General features: G+C 43.0%; 22 protein-coding genes. 4 read left to right on the top strand and 18 right to left on the bottom strand.

The window, feature by feature from the left end; genetic code table 11:
• Positions 1-14 precede the first annotated feature (14 nt).
• From recQ to kduI, 8 genes are all read right to left on the bottom strand, one after another.
• Positions 15-1,862, bottom strand: coding sequence for a DNA helicase RecQ (gene recQ / locus G5A70_RS09500; protein ID WP_173749410.1), 1,848 nt, complete (start codon positions 1,860-1,862; stop codon positions 15-17).
• A gap of 46 nt (positions 1,863-1,908) precedes the next feature.
• A complete protein-coding gene (locus tag G5A70_RS09495; protein WP_173749409.1) occupies positions 1,909-2,340 on the bottom strand; it encodes a DUF2383 domain-containing protein in 432 nt (143 codons plus the stop codon).
• A gap of 38 nt (positions 2,341-2,378) precedes the next feature.
• Positions 2,379-3,284 (bottom strand): CorA family divalent cation transporter, encoded by a 906-nt coding sequence (locus G5A70_RS09490; protein WP_226853605.1) that lies wholly within the window; start codon positions 3,282-3,284, stop codon positions 2,379-2,381.
• A gap of 1 nt (position 3,285) precedes the next feature.
• Positions 3,286-4,380, bottom strand: coding sequence for a DUF3878 family protein (locus tag G5A70_RS09485; RefSeq protein ID WP_173749408.1), 1,095 nt, complete (start codon positions 4,378-4,380; stop codon positions 3,286-3,288).
• 129 nt (positions 4,381-4,509) lie between these two features.
• On the bottom strand, positions 4,510-5,292 hold the full coding sequence (locus G5A70_RS09480) for a DUF7402 domain-containing protein (protein ID WP_173749407.1): 783 nt from the start codon (positions 5,290-5,292) through the stop codon (positions 4,510-4,512).
• Positions 5,293-5,303: 11 nt separating this feature from the next.
• Positions 5,304-5,945, bottom strand: a complete 642-nt coding sequence (locus G5A70_RS09475; protein ID WP_173749406.1) for an RpiB/LacA/LacB family sugar-phosphate isomerase — start codon at positions 5,943-5,945, stop codon at positions 5,304-5,306.
• Positions 5,946-5,985: 40 nt separating this feature from the next.
• Positions 5,986-6,789, bottom strand: a complete 804-nt coding sequence (locus G5A70_RS09470) for a gluconate 5-dehydrogenase (RefSeq protein ID WP_173749405.1) — start codon at positions 6,787-6,789, stop codon at positions 5,986-5,988.
• 30 nt (positions 6,790-6,819) lie between these two features.
• Positions 6,820-7,683, bottom strand: coding sequence for a 5-dehydro-4-deoxy-D-glucuronate isomerase (kduI, locus tag G5A70_RS09465; RefSeq protein WP_173749404.1), 864 nt, complete (start codon positions 7,681-7,683; stop codon positions 6,820-6,822).
• Positions 7,684-7,905: 222 nt separating this feature from the next.
• On the opposite strand from kduI, the gene G5A70_RS09460 reads away from it, so the two are divergent.
• Positions 7,906-8,763, top strand: coding sequence for a helix-turn-helix transcriptional regulator (locus G5A70_RS09460; protein ID WP_173749403.1), 858 nt, complete (start codon positions 7,906-7,908; stop codon positions 8,761-8,763).
• Positions 8,764-8,777: 14 nt separating this feature from the next.
• Here the strand turns inward: G5A70_RS09460 and G5A70_RS09455 are convergent, their stop codons facing one another.
• The 4 genes from G5A70_RS09455 to spoIIID form a co-directional block, all read right to left on the bottom strand.
• Positions 8,778-9,749 carry an alpha/beta hydrolase gene (locus tag G5A70_RS09455; RefSeq protein WP_173749402.1) on the bottom strand — a complete coding sequence of 324 codons (972 nt, stop codon included), beginning with the start codon at positions 9,747-9,749 and terminating at the stop codon, positions 8,778-8,780.
• Complete coding sequence (locus G5A70_RS09450; RefSeq protein WP_173749401.1) at positions 9,746-11,107, bottom strand: MFS transporter; 1,362 nt, start codon at positions 11,105-11,107, stop codon at positions 9,746-9,748. The genes G5A70_RS09455 and G5A70_RS09450 overlap by 4 nt, the downstream gene beginning before the upstream one ends.
• The gene (locus tag G5A70_RS09445) at positions 11,104-11,751 is read right to left on the bottom strand and encodes a TetR/AcrR family transcriptional regulator (RefSeq protein ID WP_173749400.1); all 648 of its coding nucleotides are present in this window, start codon (positions 11,749-11,751) and stop codon (positions 11,104-11,106) included. The genes G5A70_RS09450 and G5A70_RS09445 overlap by 4 nt, the downstream gene beginning before the upstream one ends.
• Positions 11,752-11,960: 209 nt before the next feature.
• Positions 11,961-12,227, bottom strand: a complete 267-nt coding sequence (spoIIID, locus tag G5A70_RS09440) for a sporulation transcriptional regulator SpoIIID (protein ID WP_173749399.1) — start codon at positions 12,225-12,227, stop codon at positions 11,961-11,963.
• Between the two features lie 348 nt (positions 12,228-12,575).
• Between spoIIID and G5A70_RS09435 the strand changes: the two genes are divergently transcribed.
• Positions 12,576-13,550 carry a reverse transcriptase family protein gene (locus G5A70_RS09435; protein ID WP_173749398.1) on the top strand — a complete coding sequence of 325 codons (975 nt, stop codon included), beginning with the start codon at positions 12,576-12,578 and terminating at the stop codon, positions 13,548-13,550.
• Positions 13,551-13,625: 75 nt separating this feature from the next.
• On the opposite strand, the gene G5A70_RS09430 is transcribed toward G5A70_RS09435, so the two are convergent.
• The 5 genes from G5A70_RS09430 to G5A70_RS09410 form a co-directional block, all read right to left on the bottom strand.
• Positions 13,626-14,423, bottom strand: coding sequence for a hypothetical protein (locus tag G5A70_RS09430; protein WP_226853603.1), 798 nt, complete (start codon positions 14,421-14,423; stop codon positions 13,626-13,628).
• A gap of 345 nt (positions 14,424-14,768) precedes the next feature.
• Entirely contained in the window at positions 14,769-16,172 is a 1,404-nt protein-coding gene (locus G5A70_RS09425) for an alpha-glucosidase/alpha-galactosidase (RefSeq protein WP_173749397.1), read from the bottom strand.
• A 42-nt stretch (positions 16,173-16,214) separates the two neighbouring features.
• Complete coding sequence (locus G5A70_RS09420) at positions 16,215-17,060, bottom strand: carbohydrate ABC transporter permease (RefSeq protein ID WP_173749396.1); 846 nt, start codon at positions 17,058-17,060, stop codon at positions 16,215-16,217.
• 5 nt (positions 17,061-17,065) lie between these two features.
• A complete protein-coding gene (locus tag G5A70_RS09415) occupies positions 17,066-17,977 on the bottom strand; it encodes a carbohydrate ABC transporter permease (protein ID WP_173749395.1) in 912 nt (303 codons plus the stop codon).
• Positions 17,978-17,998: 21 nt separating this feature from the next.
• Entirely contained in the window at positions 17,999-19,321 is a 1,323-nt protein-coding gene (locus G5A70_RS09410) for an ABC transporter substrate-binding protein (RefSeq protein WP_173749394.1), read from the bottom strand.
• 204 nt (positions 19,322-19,525) lie between these two features.
• On the opposite strand from G5A70_RS09410, the gene G5A70_RS09405 reads away from it, so the two are divergent.
• Together G5A70_RS09405 and G5A70_RS09400 are read left to right on the top strand one after the other, a co-directional pair.
• Positions 19,526-21,319, top strand: coding sequence for a sensor histidine kinase (locus tag G5A70_RS09405; RefSeq protein ID WP_173749393.1), 1,794 nt, complete (start codon positions 19,526-19,528; stop codon positions 21,317-21,319).
• Positions 21,297-22,841: a response regulator gene (locus tag G5A70_RS09400; protein WP_173749392.1), complete on the top strand. Its 1,545-nt coding sequence runs from the start codon at positions 21,297-21,299 to the stop codon at positions 22,839-22,841. The genes G5A70_RS09405 and G5A70_RS09400 overlap by 23 nt, the downstream gene beginning before the upstream one ends.
• 128 nt (positions 22,842-22,969) lie before the next feature.
• Here G5A70_RS09400 and G5A70_RS09395 read toward each other — a convergent pair whose 3' ends face one another.
• On the bottom strand, positions 22,970-25,279 hold the full coding sequence (locus G5A70_RS09395; RefSeq protein ID WP_173749391.1) for a glycoside hydrolase family 3 protein: 2,310 nt from the start codon (positions 25,277-25,279) through the stop codon (positions 22,970-22,972).

Raw genomic sequence — 25,279 nt, 5'->3', positions numbered from 1 at the left:
TTCTTCACCCCTTTTCACTTCTCAATCCCGTTTTCCTTTATAAAATTTCGGATTTCCTCTGCAAATGCCTCTCCGTATTTCTCATACTTACTGTTTCCCACCCCATTTATGGAAAGCATTTCTTCCTTCGTAACCGGAAGATAGGTGCTCATCTGACGCAGTGTTTTATCGGAAAAAATAATGTAAGGCGGCACCTTGGCCTCCTGGGCCATTTTGTACCGTTTCTGCCGCAGACGTTCAAAGAGAAGGGGATATTTCACCTCATCTGTGACTTTCTGTTTGCCGGATTTCGCACTGCTTTGCATCTTAGGCTGCTCTTTTGGCAGTTTCAAAAGCACTTGTTCCTCTGCCCCGTCAAGCATTGCTTTTCCTCTTTCCCCCAGCCTTAAAACAGGATAATCTCCCGCTGTCAGAACCAGATAATCCTTTACCAGCAGGTCATTTAAAATCTGTCGTATCCGCACAATGGTTCGGTCTTTCAAGACTCCGTAATATGTATTTTCGTTTAAATGAAACTGCCGTACTTTGGCGCTGTCCGAGCCATGAACAGCGTCTGTAACAGCCTGTATTCCATATCTCTGTCCACTGGTTTTTACCAGTTTCAAAATACTTTCCGCCTCTTTCGTCACATCTGTATCCTGAAATTCCGTGAGACAGTTTTTGCAGTTTCCGCAGTAATTTCCTCCGTATTCACCGAAATACCGCAGAATATATTCCCGCAGGCATTCGTTGGTAAAACAATAGAATGTCATTTTCCGCAGCCGTTCAAAGTTTCTTCCCCGAATCAGTTCCATGTCTTCCCTGTCAAATTCCTCGTTTTCCATCTGCTGGTTAATAAGAAATTCATTCGTCTTCACATCCTGTCCGGCATAGTACAGCACACACTCTCCCGGCTCACCATCCCGCCCGGCGCGGCCTGCCTCCTGATAATAGCTTTCAATATCTTTTGGCATATTAAAATGCAGAACAAAGCGCACATTAGACTTGTCAATACCCATCCCAAACGCATTGGTTGCCACCATAACAGGCATCCGGTCATAGATAAAATCTTCCTGATTCTGCTTCTTTTCTTCATCAGACAGCCCGGCATGATACCGCACAGCAGGATATCCCTCCTGTATCAGACGACGGTGGATTTCTTCCACATTTTTCCGGGTATTGCAATAAATAATACCGCTTTTTTCCCGGTTTTTATCCAGATAATCTAACAGCGCCTGTATCTTATCCTTTGGCTTTTCCACTGCAAAACAGAGATTTTTCCGGTCATATCCTGTTACAGCCACAAAGGGATTTTGAAGTCCCAGAATACACAAAATATCCTCTTTTACTGCCCTTGTAGCTGTTGCCGTGTAAGCGGCAATCACAGGGCGTTTCGGCAAAACCTGAATAAATTCTGCAATTTTCAGGTAACTTGGACGGAAATCCTGTCCCCACTGGGAAATACAATGGGCTTCGTCTACAGCCACCATAGAAATTTCCACCTGATTGACAAGCGCCAGAAAGGAATCTGTCATCAGTCTTTCCGGTGCTGCATAAATAATTTTATACCGCCCCCGGGCGGCAAATTCCATGGCCTTCCTATACTGTCCTTCTGTCAGCGAACTGTTGATGAAAGCCGCATGTACGCCTGCTGCATTTAAAGCAGCCACCTGGTCCTTCATAAGCGAAATCAGAGGCGACACCACAATGGTTATCCCCTGAAAAAGCAGGGCAGGCACCTGAAAGCAGATGGATTTCCCCGCCCCTGTAGGCATAATGCCAAGCACATCACGTCCTGCCAGGGTACTGTCTATAAGCCCCTCCTGGCCTTCTCGAAATGTATCGTATCCAAAAACATCCTTTAAAACCTTGTATTTATCCATAAACCCTTCCTTTGCCCTCTGTATCTCTGCCAATTTTTCCTGCAGATTATAAAAATTCCTGCACTTCCTTCATCAGTTTTTCTTCTGTTTTTATGATATTTTCCGCCAGCGCAAGGCTTTGTCTGGAGGCATTCTTATACTGATTCACAAATCCCCCAAGGGTCTGAATCCCCATGTTGCAGCCATCCATAATCATCTTTGCAATCTGGCTGCTGTCATCTTTCATAAGCAGTTTCACATCCGTAGAAAGTCGGGAAAAGACAGAAGCCATAACGCCCGGCTCTTTCTCTTCGCTTCCTCCCTCCTTCAGCATTTTTCCAGCCTGTTCTTCGTATTCCTTATGTTTTTTATCATAGGTATTCATAAGTTCTTTCAGCTTTTCATCTTCCACATAATCCCGCATCTGATTGAAGCTGTTGATTGCCATTTTACATCCTGTACTGCATTCCCGCAGCAGGTTTCTGGTCTGTGATTCCATCTGAAATGCCCTCTTTTCTTTTTTATTAGTATTGGCATTTAAGATTTCTTTTTATTCTTCAGAAGACCTTTTTTCCTGAAATAACGAAGCTCCAGTCCAATGATAACAAGGGTCAGAAGCACCACGGTGAGATATCCGTACTTCCAGTTTAAAAGGGGAATGTTTCCGAAGTTCATACCGTACCAGCCTGCCAGCAGCGACAGAGGCAGGAAAATAGTTGTGACTACGGTAAGCATAGTCATAATTTCGTTCTGCTGAATGTCTATCTGTGCCTGATATAATTCGTGAAGCTGCAGCAGATTCTCTCTGATATTTTCTGTGTAATCATGAAGACGGGACACTCTGTTTGAAAACACGCACCAGGCATTTTCCTCTTCCTTCACCAGAATTTCTCCTGCCGCTCCCTGCAGTTCCTCCGCCATATCCAGAAGCTGTACATAGAATGTATGAAGCCTCATCATTGCTTTTCTAAGTCCCATCAAAACCCTTGGAAAATCCCTTGGTGTCTCCTCCAGAAGAATATTTTCCAGTTCTGTTATCTTTTCTTCCACCTTCTGCAGATAAGGAACTTCCTCATCAATCAATCCGTTAAACACAGCCAAAAGAAGCTGTCCCTCCAAAGCATTTCCACCAAATTCCATATCCTTTATTTTCTCTAAAATCCGGCTAATCTGCCCTCCGTCATCCAGAAAAATCAGTTTATTTTTCATAAAATACCAGGCGGCAATCCAGGGCTTTTTCTCTAAATTTTTCTTATCGGGAATCTTCAGCACTCCGAACAGACACTGGGCGTACACTTCCGCTTTGCAGGAAACTGCCTGCTCCATGCTGTGAATCAGTTCTCTCTTATGAGGATAATTTCCCTTTAATGCAGAAAATTCCTGCAGATTCATCAGGCTTACTGATATGGTATGGGGGTTCTTTCCCAGCAGATATTCTGTCATTTTACTCTTCCTCTCCCTTTGACTGTTTTCCTTCGAGAAAATCCAGATTTTTCTCTATCCATCCGCGGTTTTGCCTTCCTTTAAAAAAGCCGCCATTGTACCTCTCACTATCCTTTTTGCTGACAGAAACCATAAACTGAATCCGAAAAGAAAAGTCCTCTGCCTCCAACAGCGTAAAAGGATGTTCCTCCATGGCCAGTATCTGCATACTGCCTTTTCGGAAAAAAGGATACGCTCCCGTAAAACCTTTTTCCTGTAATTTCCGGGATACTGCCCGCCTTTTCTCCTCTGTTTCCTCATTGCTTTTTCTTCCGTAATCACGGATGGGATAGACCTTGGACGCAGCTTCTGTTTTCCTGTACAGAACCTCATAAAGAGGAATTCCCGCTCTGCTCTCCATATGCCTCTGTATCCGTTTTTCTGCCCAGGGAAAAGGAAATCTTCGGTAAACTTTCAGCAGGTTTGCCAATCTCCAATCCCCGGCTTCCAATGCCAGCTTTTTCATGCATTCCACTCCTTCCAGAGTGTCCGGATATTCCTCATCCAGGGATTCCTTCACCGGCGAAAAAGCACGAAAAGGCGCCAGTTCCATAAGAGGAAGCAGTTCTTTTTCCGCCTGTGTACACACAGTATCCCCCATATAAGAATATTTATCGTAAAGGGTTCCCACTATATATACCAGCCGCCGCCACTGTTCCTGTCCTTTTACCCAGAAATGTCCGATACGGTGATACTGATAACAGGTCATTTCTTCCCGAATAGACGAAAACCAAATGGTAAATACATTGTCGTCTCCCTGCCTGACTACCAAAAGATAAACTTCCCCGTCTTTTGCCATATGTGCTTGTGTTATTCCCTTAAAATCCACGAGATACCTGCCTGTCATGCGGCATTGCTCCAGAATCAGCAAACACTCCAGTGCATCGTTCATCATATAAGGAATATAATACTTTTCTTCCCCGGCCGGCAATGTTCTAATATGCAGTTCAAAGGCCTGTGCCCGGAACAATTCTGCCAGTTTTATGCAGGAATCCGGCATATCCGGAGAAAGTCCGGGGAGAAACTGCTGCAACTCTTCATAATATGTCTGCGCCATGATAAGCCCGTCCTGTCTTCAAATCTGTGATATTCTTATCTTATCACATGGGTGCGTATTTTAAAAGAAAGAGATTCACAACAAAAACAGGCATACAGGAATGCTTCTGCTCCTGTATGCCCGTTTTTTTTACAAATCTGTTCCGTACACTTCTATCTGCGCAAGAGCCGGAAATGGTGACGGTTCCGGGGAAGGAATCAGCTTGGACAGCTTCACCCAGGTCACTTTTTTCTTTTCAAAGGTGAATTCCTGTCCACAGCCTGTTTTCTTTAAAGAAAACTCTTTTTCTTCTCCGTCTGAGAAGGTTACAGTCACCTTTTTCCACCAGTTATCGTGTGGAAAATCTGCCCGGATATAGAGAATGATACGGTCGATTTCCACTTCCCGTCCGAAATCCACAGTCATTTCTGCGTCCGGATTCCGGTTGATTCCCCAGGAATCATAGGGCCATTCGCCGTGACATTCATTGGCTGTCACTCCGTCAATGGCATTCTTTGCCGCAAAAACAGACTCGCCTCTTGTCTCCACATTGGCAAAGGCATGGGGAAAACAGGTGGTATTTTCATGCGTATCGTTGACATTTAAAGCTAAATTACGATAGCTTTTCACCTCAAAATCTCTGGCTTTCCGCACACTGATTAAGTGCTTGTTTCCGGAAAATGCCTTTGGTGAAAGATTGATTCTCTTCTCGCCAAAAGGAATTTGATACTGCGCATTGCCGGTAAGATAAACCAGATTTCTGCCCAGGGCATCGTCAAACTGTACCCATGCATATTCTCCTTCTTTGGAGATTTCCAGAACAATTCTATCTCCTTCTTCGTAGGTTCTTGCCACCATGAGATTGACTTCTTCTTCCCCTCTGGCCCACGCCACCGTTCGTTCATTTTTATCAATTACTTTTAAACTAAACATGCTTTTCTCCTCTAGCAGCCCAGGATTTCTCTTACACAGGCAGCAATTTTTTCACACTTGCAGTTTGCGAAAAACAGTTCCTGGAAGTGCTCTCCTGCCAGTGCGCCTTTCACCAGTTCTCTGTCCATTTCCATTAAAATATCTGTGAATTCTCTGTAAGTAACCTTCTTTACTTCGTCCAGAATCTTCTTATTTCTCTGTTCCGGTACGGCTCTTTCTCTCGGATATCCCTGTCCGCTTTCTTCACAGAACAGCTTTTCAAAAATGTATTCCAGGTTCAAATCGCCGCCCCAGCCAAATCCTTTTGCAAAGGGCAGAGAAATAGCATTTCCGTCATTAATCTGTGCAAAAGTATATGCGTCCAAAGCGTCTTCTACATGTCCGCAGATAACGCCCGGGAAAGAATTACAAGCCAGCATAGCGCCTTCTCCTGTGCCGCATCCGGTAATTACATAGTCCGCTGCGCCGGAATTTAAGAGCACTGCTGCCAGGATTCCCACCTGTACATAAGTGAGCTGTGCCTCGTCTTCTGCTGTATACATGCCGTAATTATCCACAGTAAATCCCATGGGTTCTACAACTTTTCTAAGAGATTTTTCAATCATCGGGTTCTTTGCACCCTGGCTGTTTTCATTCATTAATGCAATTCTCATTCTTGTTTTCCTCCGCTTATCTTTCATTCCTTATCTCAAATTATTTCGGCTGTTTTCCAATGTAAGCTAAAATACCGCCGTCTACATACAAAATCTGTCCGTTTACAAAGTCAGAAGCCTCGGAAGCCAGAAATACGGCCGGTCCCATTAAGTCTTCCGGATTTCCCCAGCGTGCAGCCGGTGTCTTGCTGATGATGAACTGGTCAAATGGATGTCTGGAACCGTCCGGCTGGATTTCTCTTAAAGGCGCTGTCTGCGGTGTGGCAATGTAGCCAGGTCCGATACCGTTGCACTGGATATTGAACTCCCCGTATTCAGAAGCAATATTCTTTGTCAGCATTTTCAGTCCGCCTTTCGCTGCTGCATAAGCAGACACGGTTTCTCTGCCCAGTTCACTCATCATGGAACAAATGTTAATAATCTTTCCGTGCCCCTTTTTCAGCATGCCGGGAATGACTGCTTTGGACACGATAAACGGGGCATTTAAGTCTACGTCAATGACCTGACGGAATTCTTCTGCACTCATGTCTGTCATAGGAATACGTTTGATAATTCCTGCATTATTTACCAGAATATCAATGGTTCCCACCGTTTTTTCAATATCCTGAATCATATCTGCTACCTGTGCTTCGTCTGTTACGTCACAGAGATATCCTTTTGCGTCAATGCCTTTTTCTTCGTATGCTTTCATAGCAATATCCATGTGTTCCTGGCCTCTGCAGTTAAACACAATTTTTGCGCCTGCTTTTGCGTAAGCTTCTGCAATGGCAAACCCGATTCCATATGCTGCACCTGTCACCAGGGCTACTTTTCCTTCCAGTGAAAAACTCTTCATAACGTCCATGTCTGTTCTCCTTTTCTACTTAGTTTCCTGTTATTTTAATTCCTGATTTGCAATGTGGTCCATATCGTCAAAGTCCTGATTTTCCCCTGCCATACCCCAGATAAAGGTGTACGCCTGAGAACCGGAACCAGAGTGGATAGACCAGCTTGGTGAAATCACGGCCTCTTCATTTCTCATCACAATGTGGCGTGTTTCTGTAGGTTCTCCCATGTAATGCATAACAAACGCATCTTCTGGAATATCAAAATACAGATAAACTTCCATTCTTCTGTCATGGGTGTGGCATGGCATAGTGTTCCATACACTGCCCGGCTCCAGTTTTGTCATGCCCATTTCCAGCTGGCAGCTTTCTACCTGTCCCGGCAGAATGTATTTACAGATTGTTCTGTGATTGGATTGTTCCAGTGTTCCCAGCTCTACCTTATTTTCATCTTTTACAATCACAACGCCCTCTTCCGGTGTTCCTTCCGGCTTAATCAACACCGTAGGATATGTATGGTGCGCCGGTGTGCTGTTAAAATAGAATTTCGCCGGTACTGTGCTTTCTTTGCTGGCAAAAGTGATTTCTTTTACACCCATGCCAATGTACATGCCTTCTTTGTGTCCAACTTCATATTCTTTGCCGTCTGCCACAATGACACCTGCACCGCCGATGTTGATAATTCCCATTTCACGTCTCTGCAGGAAATACTCTGCTCTTAATTCTGCCCCCGCAGTAAGCACCAGCGTTTCTCCTGCCGGTACTGCTGCACCTGTGATAATGCGGTCAATATGGCTGTACACCATTTTTATTTCCCCCGGCACAAACAGGTTCTGAATCAGAAATTCCTCTCTTAAACGGTCTGTTGTATAATGTTTTACGTCTCTTGGTGATGACGCGGTTCTTACTTCCATGTTGGTTCCCCTTTCTGTTTCCTGTACGGTAATCTTTCATATGACTTTATTATAGCAGGCCGCTCTTTGGGGAAGGTTTCTTTTCCTGTTTAAAACCTTGCAAATCTTGAACTTTCTTCATTGCTTTTTAGAATATTCTCTTATATACTGGATATAACGACATGGGAATTTTATTTCAGATATTTTACGAATTTACAGAAAACAGAAAAGGAGGCACGGGATATGAAACTGCTCAATTCCTGCAAACAGTCCATCACCGACTGCCTGCAGAATAAAACTTTTTCCATCGCACATTTATACAGCGACGAGAAGCCTATGGACATGCATATTCACGACAGTTACGAAATTTACTATTCCATTTCCGGCGGCAAACAGTTTCTCATCGATAACTGCTTTTATAACATTTTCCCGGGTGATATTTTCTTCATTAATCAGTACGAAAGCCACCATCTGACTCAGATTGACAGCCAGATTCATGAACGGATTATCTTGTCCATTTACCCGGATTATGTGAAATCCCTCAGCACGTCAAACACGGATTTAGATGCGTGTTTTCAGAATCGTTCCCTGCGTTCCAACCATAAGGTCTCCCTTACCCTGGAGGAACAGAAAAATTTCCTGTACTACATACACAAGCTCACACACACAGCAGGATACGGAACCGACATTCTGGAGCAGGCGGCTTTTCTGGAATTGATGGTGTTCCTGAACAAACGGTTTCAGAAGAATCACATTGCAGATACGGAAACTCAGATTAATTCCAATGCACAGGTGGACAGTATTCTTTCCTATATTAATCAGCACATTGAAGAACCTTTGAGCCTGGAACAGCTTTCCGCACATTTTTTCATCAGTTCTTCTTATCTGTGCAGGCTTTTCAAGTCTGCCACCGGAACCACCATTAATAAATACATTACGGCGAAGAGGATTTCCCATGCCAAAGAATTGCTTGCCGAGGGGTATACGGTGACTGAGGCCAGCGCCAAGTGCGGATTTAATGACTACAGCAATTTTTTCAAGGCCTTTACAAGGGCCACCAGCGTGTCGCCGAAGAAATATGCACAGTTTCTGACGCAGTAAAAAACTGCAGAAGCTTACGACTGTAAGAATCTGAAAACAGTATCCCAATATTGCTGTACCGTCCAGTCATCTGCATGATAAATCTCATGTTTTGTTCCCGGTACCAAAATCAGATGTATCAGACTGTCTGTATTTTTATGTACTCTTTTTACAAAACGGTTTTGCTCCTTATTAGAAACATAAAAGTCTTTCTCTGCCTGAAATACCAGAACCGGCATGTGCATTTTGCGATACGCTTTCCTCATGAGCACATGGTACAATCCCGCCATTTCCTTCAGCCAGCCATAAGAAGCCCCTCCCAGCTGGTAATCCGGTTCTGCAGCTTTCTTTTTCTGATAGTAAGAAAACCGTTCTTCTGATAAGGCTCCGCTCTGTGCAAAAGATTCCTCCCCTTCGTAATCATGCTGCCCCGGCATATAGTTCTTTCCCTTCCCCAGACAGCACATTATGTACGCAATACATACTGCAGCTCTCCATGGAACGCCAGGCGTCAGAGGACGAATCATGGGGGATGACAGTATGACCTTCTGAAAGAGTTCCGGCTTTTTCCCTGCCGCTGCGGCCCCGATTCCACCGCCCATAGAATGACCATAAAGATAAAGAGGCAAATCCGGTTCTCTTTTTTTCGCCCAGAAAGCCGCATAGAGCAAATCGCAAACATAACGTTCCCAGAAATCCACATACACCGGCGAATTTTTCTTCAGCAATCCATAACTCCTTCCGTGTCCGCAATGTTCGGGTATATACACGCTGTAATTCTGCTGCAGGAAATAATAAATGTTTTCTTTATACTTTTCTGCTGTCTCTGTAAACCCATGAGAAATAATTACAATTCCCCTGGCATTGTCTGCCCGATAATACACGCAATGAATTTTTCTTCCGGTTTCCCGTTCCAGCCAGAAATCCTCACGCCGTTGTTTCAAAAAAGGTTCTGCCACATCCTGCATTTTCTTTTCATACTCTTTCTGACTGATGAAACCTCTCATTTTTCTTCCTCCCGTATGAGTTTATTAATCTTCCCCTCATCATAAAGCAGGAACAGAATTCCTCCTGCCACACAAAATGCCGCTGCGCAAAATGCTGTCATCCGATATCCAGTCCCAACAGACTGTCCAATGGTAGAAACAGCCGTAAACAGCAGCATGGACAGACTTTGTCCCAACTTAAAGGCAAAGGTTCTGGCTGCATAAAACATTCCCTCCCGATTCTGGCCTGACACCAGGGCATCGCTCTGAGCAATGTCTGCTACCACGGCCTGGGGAAGAATTCCAAATATTGCCATAGGCAATGCCGCCCCTGCAGTAAGAATCCCGCCCTGCACTACAGGAGAAATCCTGGAGAATGTCCCCAGAAAACCCGTATAAAAGTAAGCACAGGCAAATATTGCGAAAGCAAACACCAGCAGTCTCTTCTTACCAAACCGCAAAACCAGCTTATGAACCGGAACATAAAATACCACAGAAAGTGCCGTCATTCCCACAAAATAAATGGTAGTCATGGATTCCGGAAGCTTTAAAAGACTGGTTACAAAAAATGGCAATCCTGTCTGAAACATGGTAAGCCCAATCCAGTAAAAAATATCAGAGCCCGCAAATTTTCTGAATTCTCCGTTTTTAAACGTAGATGCCAGAGAACGAAATGCGGTGTCATTGGTCGGCACTGTGTTGACATACTCCTTCTCTTTTATAGAAAATACAGGAACCAGCATACACCAGAATGCCAAAAATGCCATTCCGGTAAAAGTAAGCCGAATGGCCTGCACCCGCCCCAATGAAGGAATCAGCATCCCCCAAATAGCCGGCGCCAGATAAGCTACCGCTGTTCCTGCAATAAACGTAAAGGAAATTACCGTAGAAATATTCAACCGTTCTTCCTGCGTATGGCCCAATTCCGGTATCAGGGCATTATAAGGGGTACAGTAAGCTGTAATAGAAAGATAATAAATCATCACCATAAAAAACAGAAATACTCCGTTTATCCAGCTTGTCTTTTCTACCGGTGACCAGAAAACCAGAACTGTGGACACGGCCAAGGGCAGGGAAGCCCATTTCAAAAATGGAATTCTTCTTCCGTTTTTTGACTGGCAGCGGTCAGACCAGGAAGCAATTAAGGGGTCTGTCACAGCATCAAAAATCCTCCCAAATGCAGTAATTCCTCCAATCACCGTTATAATTCCAAAGATAACCATCCCCTGAGGGATAAAAATGTTCTGTCCCTGAGCCACTGCTGTCTTATCCGGCTGATAAAAATAAACCAGCCAGTTGGATATAATCCCCGACAACAGGGACCACCCGAACTGTCCCACAGCAAACAGCCATATTTTACTCGTCGTCAATCTTTTCATGCCTGTAACCCCCTTATCATAATTTCCGAAACAATCTTTATCTGAGTAATCAGTTCCACTCTCTCGTCAGAAGAAAGCATGCTCCCATTGGAAGCCAGCTTCTGCATCAGGCTGAGCATGGCATGAGTCACAGAAAAATAAACTTTCTCCACCGGCTGCGTCAGATACAGACTGCCATCCTTAATTCCCTTCTCTAAAGCGTCTGTCACATACGGTTTCAGATTCAGAATTTCCTGCTCATACTCCTTTAAACGTTCCTGGGAAATTTGATATTTTCTTACAAACACATCGAACTCTTGAAGAAATTTCAGGAAATCAAACTCCTGTTCAAATATCCACACAAAAATATCCATAATCTTTCTAATCTGGTCCCTGCCGTTGCTTTCCAGATACTTCTGTTTTGATAAGTGAACCAAGTACTTCTCAGAAACCTCCCTCCAATACAAAATCCCACCCTGAATGGCAACTTCTGCTTTTGTTTCAAAGTAGCGGTACACCGTAGCCGGCCCCACCTCTGCTTTCCCGGCTATATCCTCAATCGAAGTTTCCTCAATTCCTTTTTCGCAGAAAAGTGTAAGCGCTGCCGACAAAATTCTTTTGTATCTCTGCTGATACTGATGCTTTCTTACTCCTGAACTTCCCATTGCACATTCCTACTTTTGATAGTTATACTATCACTTTTGGGCAATATGTGCAATCTACTCTTAAAAATCAAATGTTCCTATACATTTTGACATTTTTTCATGAATACATGAAAAAAGGACTTTTACAGGAATGGTTTAAAAAATTTTACCGCTTCTTTAAACATAATACCTGTGTCAGTCCTTCTTATTTTCCTATTGCTATTTTATCCCTACTCCTCTATATGATTCCCCATATGCAGATATTTTTCTCTGGTAGCCAGTCCACCGCGGATATGGCGCTCGGACTTGTTCAAATCCAGGATCTTCCGCGCCTCCGCCGCCAGAGCCGGATTTATCTGAAGAAGTCGTTCTGTGCAGTCTTTATGTACCGTAGACTTCGATACCCCAAACTTCTTTGCTGTCTGCCTTACTGTTGCCTTTTCTTCAATAATATAATTTGCTATTTCAACCGCCCGTTCCTCAATATAATCTTTCAAGGAAAAATCCCCCGAAAACATTGTTTTTACAATGTATGCTGGGGATTTAGTATTTAGGACTTAGGAACTCTTTACTTTCCCTCTTTCCTATGCTACAGTAATTTTAATCACAGCAGACAGAGGAGACAGTTTTCTGTCAGAGAAGCGAGTCGCTTTTCTATTTTTTATTCCGAAAGGTATGGCTGCGCCAGCCCTCCTTCGGCTCCGAGGTACATCTGCACACTGCATGTGCTTTCTCGCCTGCGGCGCCGTACCTCTTCGCCGAATCCGGTATCACCATTTAGTGTCTGCTGTGTTTTTAAAAATACATTTTCATGAATAGCAATACAGGAAACACGGAGGTATCATATGGCTCCCTCTCTCTGGAAATATTATACAAAAGAACAGACACAGGATTTCCTTCTTTCTCTGCATCTGACAGAAAATCTCACCCACACACCGACCGCTGAAATGGCTCTTTTATACGCTCTTGCCAATCACGCAGACGAACACTACGAAAAAATCTCCATCCCTAAAAGAAACGGCACTAAAAGAATTCTTCATGCGCCGGACAGTGTATTAAAGTATGTCCAAACACAAATTTTGCGGCAGGTTCTAAGGGAATTTCCGGTATCCGGCTATGCCTGCGCCTATCAAAAAGGAATCTCTCTTCGCAGCAACGCTTTCCCTCACCAGGCACAAAAACTGGTGTTGAAACTGGATATACAGGATTTTTTTGACAGTATTTCTTATATCAGCGTCTATCAGCATGGATTTCCCTGTGAGAGAATACCGGATTCTGTACGCACACTTTTGGCTCATCTGTGCTGTTATAAAGACAGACTGCCTCAAGGCGCGCCAACTTCCCCCTATCTTTCTAATCTTGTCATGAAACCTTTTGACGAATACATGGGAAACTGGTGCCGGGTACGAGAAATTGCTTATACCAGATATTGTGACGATATGACCTTTTCCGGTGACTTTCATCCAAAAGAAGTACTAAAAAAAGCAGAGGGCTTTTTAAACCGTCTGGGCTTTGAGTTGAACCATAAGAAAACCCGTATCTGCTCCCAGAAAAACCGGCAGGAGATTACAGGCATTGTAGCGAACGAAAAACTTCAGGTTCCGAAGAATTACCGCCGTCGTCTGCGTCAGGAGTGTTATTATATCCGAAAATTCGGCTTAGAAAACCATTTATCTCATATTGAGTATACGGGTGATAAACAGAAATATCTCCAAAGACTCCTTGGCAAAATTCAATATGTTCTGCAGATAAATCCGGAAGACGGGGAATTTTGTGAATGGAAGAGGTGGATAACAAACTCTTTTTTTATTCATGATTAAGAAACAGGCAGGTTCCACCAATAGTGGAATCCTGCCCTCCCAAAATGTCCTTACAGTATTGGTGAAGCATGAATTTTATAGTTTCTCCAAAATACCGATGATAACCTCTTCCGGTTCTTCCAGTTCTTTGGCAATCTCGGCTGTATTCTTTCCTTTGTTCAGCTTTTTCTGTATGAGTTTACAGAGCATATCATATTTTCCCTGTTCTTTTCCCTGTGCCAACCCTTTCTCTAATCCCTGAAGAATTCCAGCCTCTACTCCAACCTTTCTTCCCTCTTCCCAGGCTTCTTCCCGCTCCTGCCTGAGGTGCTTTTCCTGGTCATATTCAAATATGCTCATATTCCTTGCCTCCGCTTTATTCTTTTCCAGAAATTCTTTCAAAATCCCTTCCCGGATGCACTCTTCTATAGCCTTTTCTACCGCTTCCAGCTCCAGATTGCACTCTCCTTTTACCGTATAAAGGTCTGAAAGTTTCAGTATTTTTCTGTCTGGCTGTTCCTGTAAACCATTATAGAATACCACAAACTGGGGTGTCGGAAGTTCTATGGGCTTTGTTCCATACAGATTCAGCTCCTTTGTCATAGACGAAAAAAGACTGGAAATATACAACAGAAACCGAAGCGGAAGATTGGGACTGTATGTGGACTGATGCTCATATAACGACAATCTGGCATCTATGAGAAAAGAAATATCATTTTTCACAGCCATATAAATGGCATTTTCCAAAGTGTTAATTTCCAACATATCCGGGTCCGTATAATGTTTTCCGCTAATGGCATTATAAAGTTCCAGCAAACGCTTTTTGTCCTCAAAAAGCATGGCAAACACCGTAGCCTTATACATTCTGTTTGGAACGGTTTTCATTGTTTCCATAATGTAAATACCTCCTCTTTTCTTTGCAGGAGGTGGAAACACTCTGCCAAACATTTTCCATTTTGGCAACAGATAACCCTTCTTTATCTGTTATCCTCCAACATGTCTCCTAAAACCTCTCTGCATTTTCTGTTTCTTGTGAATAAAAGCATTGAGATTTTCCTTGATATGCTGTCAGAGTTTCAGACACGGCAGATGCCGCAACAGATTTTTTAGATAGTGGAAATATAATGCTTTCATATATATTGTAACACAGACACCGGCAGGTTTCCACTACATTTTAAGGAACAGGCAGGTTCCACCAATAGTAGAATCCTGCCCAAAAAAATGAAAGGTTTCACAAATTTAATTTTTCCAGCCTTCTGGCAGATATTTCAAGGTTCCCTGAAGCATATCATCTACCAGTTCTCTAACCTGTTCTTCTGTACACTTTTTACCCTTTACAAGCGGGTCATTCAAAAAGGCCTGTACTACCAGTTCTTTGTCACAAGTTAAGGCTGCTTTCAAAGTTGTCTCATGATTTTCCACATGGGGCATAATCAATGTTCTCACATTCTCCGGTATTTTTCCTGCTGCAACTGGACGAATGGCATCTCTTTCAAATACTGCATTTGTTTCTACAACTGCAGATGCAGGAAGATTCGGTATCTGCAAAGCTGTATTCGGAATATTTACATTGCTCACTACTCTTTCCAAACCACAAAGCGCCTTGATTAAAAGAATTCCTTCTTCTCCTGTCGGTTTCAACTCGACTTCTTCTTCGCCGTGTAACAGTCTGTCACTCTTTTCCAGACGTTCTTTTAAATCCTTCTTTCTCCAGTCTACCGTTGTCAGACCGAATTTCCAACTTTTCACTGTTTCTGGGTCATTTAAATATTCATCACCCGGCATAAATTCTGCCAGATGGCGATCTCCTGCTGCTGCAATGAAACCATAGCGTTTAAATAAATCAAATTTTACTCTATGGGCACAGTTGAAGGCGCTGTTTGCCCAGTTTTTATCCGGCTCATTGTATCCCTCTTCATAGTGTTCTTCAATATATTCTCTATAAACAGGGAACAAATCAACACCCTTATATGCTGCATAATCAAACCATGTAAAGTGGTTGATACCCAATACATTAACATGAATGTCTCTTCTATCCACGTTTTCCAAATGCAGCTTTTCTTCTGCAATGGCTTTTAAAACTTTCTGTGTGCCAAAAACTTCGTGGCAGCAACCAAATGCCTTAATTTCCGGGAAAGTATGATACAGCGTTTTCACACATAAACTCATAGGATTGGTATAGTTGATAACCCAGGCAGACGGAGCATACTTTTTAATATCCTCTGCAATTTTTACAAACATGGGAATGGTGCGAAGTGCACGCATAATACCTCCCGGTCCCGCAGTATCTCCTACAGATTGATAAATTCCCAAACGCTCCGGCATATGTACATCAACAGCCATCTCCTCAAAAGTTCCCGGAAGAATGGAAATTACAATGAAATCCACCCCAGTTAACGCCTGTTCTGCATCTGTATAAGTTTCATATTTCCACTTACCAACTGCTTCTTCTCTTTCTGTAACATGATTTCCGATTGTTTCATTCGCCTTTGCTGCGTTTTCATTCAAATCATACAGACGAATAGTTCCGCTCATATTAGGTTCCAATGCCAAATCAGTCATGAAAGTCCAAGCCCAACCTCTGGAACCTCCCCCTATGTAAGCAATTTGTACATCAGACACTTTTCCTTCTTTGTAAATCATAAGACATTCTCCTTTTCATCAAATTTCATATTCACGTCATACTTAACCTTTTAAGCCGGAGGTACTGATTCCTTCTACAATATATTTTTGCAGGAAAATAAATATCAGCATAATCGGCAGTACAGACAGTGTAGCCATAGCAAACATAGCGCCGTAATCGGAAGAAGAACCAGGGTCACTAAATAATTTCAAAGCAAGACTCACCGGATATTTTGTTGAATCATTAATGTAAAGCAGGGCAGACAGGAAATCGTCCCATCTCCACATAAAGGAAAAAATACCAGATGTAATCAATACCGGAAGCATCAGCGGAAAAATAATTCTTCCGAAAATCCCGTAATACGAGCAGCCGTCAATCTTTGCCGCTTCGTCCAGTTCTCTGGGAATTCCCTGAATGAAATTCATCATCAAATAGGTAAAGAAACCCTGAATGGCAAAACAATATGGTACAATCAAAGGCATATAGGAATTTACCCACCCCAGTTTCTGATACCAGAGATACTGAGGAATCATCAACACCTGTGCCGGCAGCATCATGGACAGCAGCATGGCAACTACCAGAATTCTTTTACCTTTAAACTTACATCTCGCAAGTCCATAAGCTACTATGGAAGATGAAAATACAGTTCCCACAGTCGCTACTACGGAAATAAACAAAGAGTTTTTGAAGAAGGTTCCAAAACTTACTCCTGCAAATCCTTTCCATCCATTGATGTAGTTATCCAATGTAAATTTTTCAGGAATCAACTGTCCCGCTGTAGTGAAAATAGTATTTGTATCTTTAAAGGAGCTCATAATCATCCAGACCAGCGGATAAATCATAATCAGGCCAAATATGGTAACTATGACATGATAGATAATTTTTCTATGTATTCTTGCTTTCTTCATATCCGTTAATTCCCTTCATCATAAACCCAAAATTTCTTTGTTGCAAATAATACCAGTGTAATCAGCCCAATAAGAAGCAGCATAATCCATGCCAGGGCTGCGCCGTATCCGGTATTGTAAAACTTAAAGGACTGGAAATAGGTGTACACGGTATAAAATAATGTAGAATCCATGGGTTTTCCCTGAGTAATGATAAAGCACTGGGTAAAGGCCAGGAATCCGTTTATCATCTGCATGACCAGATTAAAGAAAATAGTGGGGGTCAAAAGGGGCAGGGTAATTTTGAAAAATTTATTGCATTTATTAGCCCCGTCCACATCTGCCGCCTCGTACAATTCTGTGGGAATTTGCTTCAATGCTGAAAGGAAAATCAACATAGAAGAACCAAACTGCCAAACTGCCAGAATAATCAGCGTCCAGATAGCGGTCTTCGTATTTCCCAGCCATGCAAAATCCGCTGGAAATCCAAACACAGACAAAATTTTATTCACTACACCGTCTGCTGCAAACATTCTTTTCCACAGAATCGCCACTGCAACAGAGCCTCCAATAATGGAAGGCAGATAATATACGGCTCTGTAAAAAGCAGATGCCTTACTGCTCTTTACCAGAATCATTGCTACAATCAAGGCAAAAATCAGTCGCAGGGGCACGGAAACCAACGCAAAATAAAAGGTTACTGCAATAGATTTCCAGAATTTTGGGTCATCTGTAAACATCTTAATGTAGTTATCCAGACCGCACCACTTGGGTGCGGAAAGGATATCATAATTGCAGAAAGAGTAGTACAGGGAAATTCCCATAGGGACTATCATAAACAACAGGAATCCAATAATAAAAGGCATGGTGCAGATAATACCTGCTGCACTTTCGGTATTCAGCTTTTTGCGTATGGACATTTGCTTTGTCTTTTTCATACTTTCCTCGACTCCTTTTCTTTATTGAGCGCCTGCCTCCATGAAGGCATTTCCCTCTTCAAATAATTGTTTCGCTGCGTCTTCTGCGGTAATCTGACCGTATAGTACCTGTTCCTCTAAATTTTTGAGCAAATCGTAAACTTCATTTGCCCCATTAGGCGCTGCAGGATTTATGGTACTACAGGTTGGAGTGACCACTTGGTTAATGTAACCCACTATCTTTTGATTGGTTTCATCTAACTGGGGAGTGATGGCCTCTGATACTTTCTGAGAAATCGGCACACCTCTTTCTCCCAGTAATACTTCGTTACATTCCACAGAATTTGTAATATAATCCAACACTTTTACGGCTTCTTCTGGATTTTTACAATCCGCCGTTACTGCAAAAAACTGGCTGGGCTTTAGATAATTAGATTTTTCCAGGTCATCTGAAGGCCAGGTAGTAATTCCGATTTCTACCCCTTCCGGTGCAGCCTGCTGAATTGAAGATAACTGATTGGAGTAAGCAAAAGTACACCAAGACATGCTGTCTTCATTGCTTCCGTAAACCATAGGGTCCTGCTCGGCAGAGCCTACCGTAATCTCTGTAAATACACTGGGGTCTACATGCCAGCCCTCTTTCACCGCCTGTTCTTCCAGGTCAAAAATAGTACTGATATCATCTGCACTTTTTGCCCCCAGCTTTCCTTCTTCAAAAAACACCTGGCCTTTTGCTCTAAGCCAGTACTCTGGCAGAGTTTCATGATTATATCCAATATTGGTGCGCAATCCCGTTTTTTCCTTTACTTCTTTAGACAGTTCTACAAATTCATCAATGGTCATCCCATCTTTCACTTGAATTCCCACTTTATCCAAAGCGGTTTTATTGTACAGCAGTGCAGGTGCGTTCACGCCATTGCAGACTGCATAAGTCTTTCCGTCTACTTTTGCAGAATCCAGAATGCTCTCATCTACATCTGACAAGTTCAGTTTTCCCTCCTCTATATATGGTGTCAGGTCCAGAAGCAATCCATTCTTTACATACTGGTCATAGTACTGTAAATCCATCTGCACAATATCCGGCATCGTATGTCCTGCTGACGCTGTTGCCAGTTTATTCCAGTAATCATTCCACTCTGAAAACTGTCCGTCAAAGGTTACGCCAGGATTTTCTTCCGAATACATTTCCAGAATTTTACTGGTACGCTCATTTCGTACCTGGTTACCCCACCAGGCAAAGGTCAGTTTTCCGGAATCTTCCTTTGTGCTCTCACTGTTTTCCTTTTCTCCGCTGCTTCCGCCGCAGGCTGCCATACTGCAAACCATAGTCATACCAAGAATCACTGCTAACACTCTTCTTTTCATAGTCTCTTCAACCTCTTTTCCTTTACATTTTTTCACGACCGTCGTTTGTGATGTTTATTATATGCCATGTTTCAGACAGAAGAAAGAAACAAAACCTAGTTCTTCTTAGACGAAACCTTGCATTTTTTCCTCTTTCATTGGTTTTTTCTTTTCTAACTGTTATAATATCATTACTGAAAATTAAAGAAAATGGAGGTAGACTTCATGTTTCATAAAATAAGAAAAAAAGTACAAAATGCCCCGCTTGCCCAAAAGTTTCTTATACTTTTGCTTCCGGGAATCTTCTTATTTGCGTTATTTATCCTTGCTGGCTTCCTGTTGATTATACGTTCCAGCAATCGTATGCTGTATCAGACTTCCGGGGAATTGCTGACTTATTCCTCCAAAGATATTTCCCGGAATCTGCACACGGTACAGGGCATGGCTAATTTTATTTTAGAAGATAATTCCATACAGACAGCCCTTTCGGAAAGCAAGGACGGCAATGGCAGCAACACGCCCTCTAATTCTTATGCCCGGGTACATGCCGCGCTAAACAACTACTATCAAAAGTACAAATCTTACTATGTAGATTATGTACAGGTAGTTACTGACAAGTTTTCTGTTCTGTCTTCCGGCATTGATTCCCATGTTCTTCCCTCTGAACTTCAATCAGAAATCTTGGAAACAGCCCGGACTCAGGACGGACGGCTCTGCTGGATTACCGATTACTGTGATACTTACGGGATTTTTCTGGTACGAAGCCTTCGCCGGATTGAACACCTGAAACTGGACGACCTGGGAGTGCTGATTATAAATATTAATATCCGGCAGATGATGGAAGACATCTCCGCCCCAAACCAAAGTCAGGATTCTGTGTCCTACATTCTGTGCAACGGCAGCCAGACCCTTTATGCACCGGCTTCGCTGAAAAATTACGAAAGATTTGCACTGGAAAAAGTGAATTTAGGCGAATATTCCATTCAAAAAATCTGCCAAGACCGTTACTTTACTATACGGGGACGCATTACAGATACCGGTTGGGATTATTTCTGTCTCTCGCCTTATGAGGATATGTACAAGAATATTCAATTTTTCCAGCAACTTTTTATCTTCATCCTGTTTTCCAGCCTTCTTCTTTGTATTTTGCTTACCAAAGTGCTTATGAAACCCCTGGTAACACATTTTGACGCGCTGATGACCAAAATAAAGGCCTTTGGAAATGAAAAATTTGAAATTATTCATTGCCCTTATTCATACGAAAACCGTTATGACGAAATCGGTCTTCTCCATCAGCAATTTGATTCCATGTCCGCAAAAATACTGACTCTGATAAAAGAAAACTATGAACACAAACTGCTTGCCAAGGAGTCACAATTAAAAGCGCTGGAAATGCAGATAAATCCCCATTTTTTGTACAATACCCTACAGTCCATTAACTGGAGGGCAAAGCTGTTGAAAGACGTACCTATCTCCTTGATGACAGAATCCCTGGGAAAGCTGCTGCGGATTACACTGAGCCGGAAAAACAAAGATTCGTCTCTGTCCCAGGAACTGGAATTGGTTAAATACTATATGAATATTCAGGAAATCCGCTTTGAAGACAGTCTGCGCTGTGAAACGGAGATACCGCCCGAACTTGTGGATACTTACCTTCCTAAATTCACACTGCAGCCCCTGGTTGAAAATGCAATTCACTATACCCTGGAGGAGGACAGCGATGAATGTTTGATTTATATAAAAGCACACCGGGAAACGGAATGCATTGTGATTACCGTGTCCAATACGGAGTCCCGGTTCGAAGAAAACCTTCTGGAAAAACTGATTTCTAAGGAAATCCTTCCAAACGGCTTCGGCATTGGAATTCTGAATGTTTACAAGCGACTGGAGCTGGCCTTCGGAGATTCCTGCAGCCTGGAATTTATCAACGAAGAAATGTTTGCCACCGTAAAAATAACAGTCCCTGACAGGACTGACGCAAAAAGGAGAGACCGATATGCTTCGATTGCTGATTGCTGATGATGAAAAAATAATCCGTGAAACTATGTGCAGTATTATAGACTGGAAAAGCCTTGATATTGAAATTGTAGGGGTATGTAAGAACGGTCTTGAGGCTTACGATGCTATTTTAGATGAATATCCCGACATTGTCCTGACAGACATTCGCATGCCTAAATTGTCAGGCTTGGAATTAATTCAGAAAATCACCCAGAATCATGATAATATCCAGTTTATTATCCTTTCCGGATATCATGATTTTTCCTATGCCAGGGAAGCCATGAAATACGGCATCAAACACTATATCTTAAAGCCCTGCAGCGAACAGGAAATCATAGAGGCCGTAAAGGACTCTATAAAGGAGCATTACAAAAAGCTGCCCTCACAGGCTGCAGGGCAAAGTCTGCCCTCTTTGGGCGGGCATCTGCAGAAAAATTTGATGTATGATATTTTGCTGCAGCTTCTGTCTTCAGACCTGCCTGCTAAAAAGCTGCCGCCCCTTTATGAAACCTACCTTGATTTCTATCATACCCCCTACCATTTATGCTATGTATTTTTTCTGGAAGAATCCTTTGTCAGTTCCTGTATTTCCCTGATACAGTATTTTTTCAAAAGCCATGGCCTTGATTCTTCCTTTGCCTGCGTTTATGTGAAAAATTCTCTGTTATTTTTCTTTCCCCACCCGGCAAAGGGATTTTCTGACCTGTCCGGCCTTTCCGGATTTCTTTCAGAGAGTCTGACACAAAGTCCATGTACTTTTCAGGAAGAAATTTATGATGCCCTCATGCCGCTTCTGGAAACTGTGTGCCGGAAAGTAAAACGCTACGAAACCATTTACCTGTACTCCGGCACCCATCCCATTACCATCTGCAATTACAACTATGTATTTCAGAAAACATTGGAGATTTCCGACCTGTTGGCAAAGGAAACGGATGAAACCCTGCACCAAAATCTTCTGGCGGAATTAAAGCAGCTTATAACTTCTATTAAAGACTTGAACTTTCTCCGTTCCCTGGTCAACAGCCTTTTATTAAGGGCCATGCAGAATTTTACTTCCCTTCCTGCTGCGGAACTGACCAATTTTATGATGTTTACCGCTTCTGTAGCTTCCAATCAGGAAATCTGCGATTTTCTTTTTGAGAAACTGGAAATTCTGTATCCCGCACCGGTTATCAGCAATGGAAAACTGAAACCTTTTATACAGGAAATTTTAGATTACACCAATGAACATATCGGGGATTGCAATTTAACCTTGAAATGGATTGTAGAAAATCAGCTTTTTATGAATGTAGACTATGTAAGCCGCCAGTTTGTTCTGCAAACCGGGATAAAATTCTCCGCTTATCTGAATGAACTGCGCATTAAGAAAGCCAAGCAGCTTTTAATTAATTGTGACGCTGAAAAAATCTACTCTATCGCGGAACAAGTAGGGTGCGGCAATAATCCGCAGTATTTCAGCCACTTATTTAAAAAATATACGAAAATGACACCCAAAGAATATATTCAGAAAATGAGAGCGGACAAAGAATCTAAAAATTTGTAAAAAAGCATTTCGAGGAGAATTGATTTCGCTTTCTGACTGAACAATATAACAAGGACAGAAAGTCTCTTTCTCAACTTTCTGCCCTTGTCCAAACGCTTCAGAAAACTGTCAGCTTCTCAAAACAGCTCTTAGCTTTCTGTTTCCATATCTTTTTTATTGATATTTTTCTCCGGATGATGAGCATATTTTCTGACACGTTCATCATAGATAACGCCTTTCCAGTTTAATCCATATCCGAAATCATAGGTATGTCCCTCACTGTCCACATGACATATCATATCAAAAGGAACATCCTCATACTGCTCTTCCACGGTATCCATATTTTCCGGAATCTGCAGAGGAAGCAAACCTGACGGTTCTTTCCTTCCGCTGATAATTTCCATTAAAGCCTGGGGAAGATTTCCAAAGGTGGTGAGAATTGCGTCCGCTGCCTCTTCAAATTCTGCCATCACCATAGGCCCCGTCATGCTCACGCAGGCAATCACAGGCTTATCTCCCATCTGTCTGCGGGTATCCAGAAGCATATCCAGGTCGCATTCATTGTCTACTTCTGTGGTCTTTCCTTTATATCCTCTGTTGATAAAATCTTCCTGCGGATCACCCCCTGCAATGCTGTGTTCCCTTGCTTTTTCTGCCGTATACGGGCGGTACTGAAGGCTCACCGGAAGGTATCCGTTCCCTCCGTTTTCCCTGTCTTTTGCATCATATCCTCCTAAAAGGCTGAACCCGGCGCCATCCGGCTGTCTCAAAAAGCAGATTGCAGCCTCTGCCTCCTGTGGTGTATCCACCAGTGTAAAGTATTTGTTCAGCAGCCCAGGATTCATTGGTAATTCCCAATGCTCTTTCACCTGATTTTCCATCCAGTCCGTATAGGCGGGTATATACTGCTTAGGAACATATACCTTAGTCTTTTCCTTAAGAGGCAGCACCTGATTCCTGTTTTTCAGCATAACCACAGACTTCAGCTGGGCTTCAAACCCTTCCTGCATATATTCCGGACATCCCACAAGCCTTGCGGATTCTTCCGGAACCAGATACGGATTTTCAAACAATCCGGTACGGAAAATATTTTTCAGAAGTCTGCGGGCAGAATCCTGAAATCTTTGCTTCATAAAGGCTTCTCCGTGTTCCTTTACCCCAATTTCATATGCCTTCAGAACATTTTCCTTCTCGTTTAAACCGCCGAACTGGTCTACGCCTGCCATAATAACCTTATAACATCTCTCCGGTTCACTCAAATGCTCTACGCCCCAGCATTTTCCGCTGTACATACTGTCAAGAGGGCCTTCATCCGCTGTAATACTCCAGTCTGTGCAGACAACACCGTCGTAATTGCAGGTTCCCCGCAGCAAATCCTGAACCAGATATTTGCTGTAACTGCACCCTACATTCTCGCCTCCGGGCTGTCCGTAAATAATGGTATAATAAGGCATAACTGCGCTGGCCATTTTGGTCTTTCCCTTTAACTTAAAAGCACCTTCCGTAAATGGAATTAAATGCTCTTCGAAATTATTTCCCGGATAAACAGAATATTTTCCGCATGGGAAATGGGCATCACGTCCGCCTTCTACGGCGCCTCCGCCCGGCCAGTGCTTCACCATGGCATTTACACTGTCATACCCCCAGCCGTCCTCAATCTCCTTCTCACCTTCCGAAGTCTGGAATCCGTCACAATAAGCTTCCGCCAGTTCTGCGCTCAAGCCGGAATGTTCTCCGAAGCTTCCTCCGAAACGGCTCCAGCGGGGCTCTGTGCTTAAATCTATCTGAGGAGACAAGGCAGTATTAATTCCCAGCGCCCGATACTCCTGTGAAGCAATTTTCCCGAACTTTCTCACCAATTCCGGGTCAAATGCCGCTGTCATTCCCAAAGATTCAGGCCAATGGGAAATGTCTCCGCCTGCACCGGCGTCAAACTCAAAAGATACCGTCGTACCGTGTCTTGGGTCAGAGCTGACGGAAACCGGTATGCCCCATTCCAATCCTTCTGTCAGCGCCTGCAGACGATTATTCCACTTCGCAGATGACTCTGCGGAAGAAACAGCCACCACAAGAACATGCCGTAAAAAATCTTCTGTGAGAAAGGTTTTCTGCTGGTCTGACAAAGCATGTACAGGAACCTGAGCCTCCTGTAAAGAAGTTCCGCTATAGGTCACCTTCCCGAAATAGTCGGAAGAAAGTCCAGGTACAAACTGATGCTTACTGTAAAGCATCAGTCCTGCAATTTGCTCTATGGACAGCCTGGAGGCCAAATCTTCTGCCCTTTCCTGTGCGGACAGTCTCCAGTCTTCATAGGGATAAAAATTCCCGTCTTTTGCCAAGTCTTTAAAATATAAACCGTCTTTTTCCAGCAATTTCACTCCGGAATCTGCAGACCACTTCAGGAGCGGACCTTTCGGATTCTTTTTACTTAATATTTTTGGTTCAGTTTCCTGTATCAT

This window comes from Blautia hansenii (assembly GCF_013304445.1).
In the GTDB taxonomy this organism is placed as follows: Bacteria; Bacillota; Clostridia; order Lachnospirales; family Lachnospiraceae; genus Blautia.
This window is presented reverse-complemented; position numbering and strand designations above follow the sequence as displayed.

What these genes read in the sequence shown, in the direction of transcription:
- recQ (WP_173749410.1), bottom strand. Translation starts at nt 1,862, where the DNA reads ATGGATAAATACAAGGTTTTAAAGGATGTTTTTGGATACGATACATTT.
- G5A70_RS09495 (WP_173749409.1), bottom strand. Translation starts at nt 2,340, where the DNA reads ATGGAATCACAGACCAGAAACCTGCTGCGGGAATGCAGTACAGGATGT.
- G5A70_RS09490 (WP_226853605.1), bottom strand. Translation starts at nt 3,284, where the DNA reads ATGACAGAATATCTGCTGGGAAAGAACCCCCATACCATATCAGTAAGC.
- G5A70_RS09485 (WP_173749408.1), bottom strand. Translation starts at nt 4,380, where the DNA reads ATGGCGCAGACATATTATGAAGAGTTGCAGCAGTTTCTCCCCGGACTT.
- G5A70_RS09480 (WP_173749407.1), bottom strand. Translation starts at nt 5,292, where the DNA reads ATGTTTAGTTTAAAAGTAATTGATAAAAATGAACGAACGGTGGCGTGG.
- G5A70_RS09475 (WP_173749406.1), bottom strand. Translation starts at nt 5,945, where the DNA reads ATGAGAATTGCATTAATGAATGAAAACAGCCAGGGTGCAAAGAACCCG.
- G5A70_RS09470 (WP_173749405.1), bottom strand. Translation starts at nt 6,789, where the DNA reads ATGGACGTTATGAAGAGTTTTTCACTGGAAGGAAAAGTAGCCCTGGTG.
- kduI (WP_173749404.1), bottom strand. Translation starts at nt 7,683, where the DNA reads ATGGAAGTAAGAACCGCGTCATCACCAAGAGACGTAAAACATTATACA.
- G5A70_RS09460 (WP_173749403.1), top strand. Translation starts at nt 7,906, where the DNA reads ATGAAACTGCTCAATTCCTGCAAACAGTCCATCACCGACTGCCTGCAG.
- G5A70_RS09455 (WP_173749402.1), bottom strand. Translation starts at nt 9,749, where the DNA reads ATGAGAGGTTTCATCAGTCAGAAAGAGTATGAAAAGAAAATGCAGGAT.
- G5A70_RS09450 (WP_173749401.1), bottom strand. Translation starts at nt 11,107, where the DNA reads ATGAAAAGATTGACGACGAGTAAAATATGGCTGTTTGCTGTGGGACAG.
- G5A70_RS09445 (WP_173749400.1), bottom strand. Translation starts at nt 11,751, where the DNA reads ATGGGAAGTTCAGGAGTAAGAAAGCATCAGTATCAGCAGAGATACAAA.
- G5A70_RS09435 (WP_173749398.1), top strand. Translation starts at nt 12,576, where the DNA reads ATGGCTCCCTCTCTCTGGAAATATTATACAAAAGAACAGACACAGGAT.
- G5A70_RS09430 (WP_226853603.1), bottom strand. Translation starts at nt 14,423, where the DNA reads ATGGAAACAATGAAAACCGTTCCAAACAGAATGTATAAGGCTACGGTG.
- G5A70_RS09425 (WP_173749397.1), bottom strand. Translation starts at nt 16,172, where the DNA reads ATGATTTACAAAGAAGGAAAAGTGTCTGATGTACAAATTGCTTACATA.
- G5A70_RS09420 (WP_173749396.1), bottom strand. Translation starts at nt 17,060, where the DNA reads ATGAAGAAAGCAAGAATACATAGAAAAATTATCTATCATGTCATAGTT.
- G5A70_RS09415 (WP_173749395.1), bottom strand. Translation starts at nt 17,977, where the DNA reads ATGAAAAAGACAAAGCAAATGTCCATACGCAAAAAGCTGAATACCGAA.
- G5A70_RS09410 (WP_173749394.1), bottom strand. Translation starts at nt 19,321, where the DNA reads ATGAAAAGAAGAGTGTTAGCAGTGATTCTTGGTATGACTATGGTTTGC.
- G5A70_RS09405 (WP_173749393.1), top strand. Translation starts at nt 19,526, where the DNA reads ATGTTTCATAAAATAAGAAAAAAAGTACAAAATGCCCCGCTTGCCCAA.
- G5A70_RS09400 (WP_173749392.1), top strand. Translation starts at nt 21,297, where the DNA reads ATGCTTCGATTGCTGATTGCTGATGATGAAAAAATAATCCGTGAAACT.
- G5A70_RS09395 (WP_173749391.1), bottom strand. Translation starts at nt 25,279, where the DNA reads ATGATACAGGAAACTGAACCAAAAATATTAAGTAAAAAGAATCCGAAA.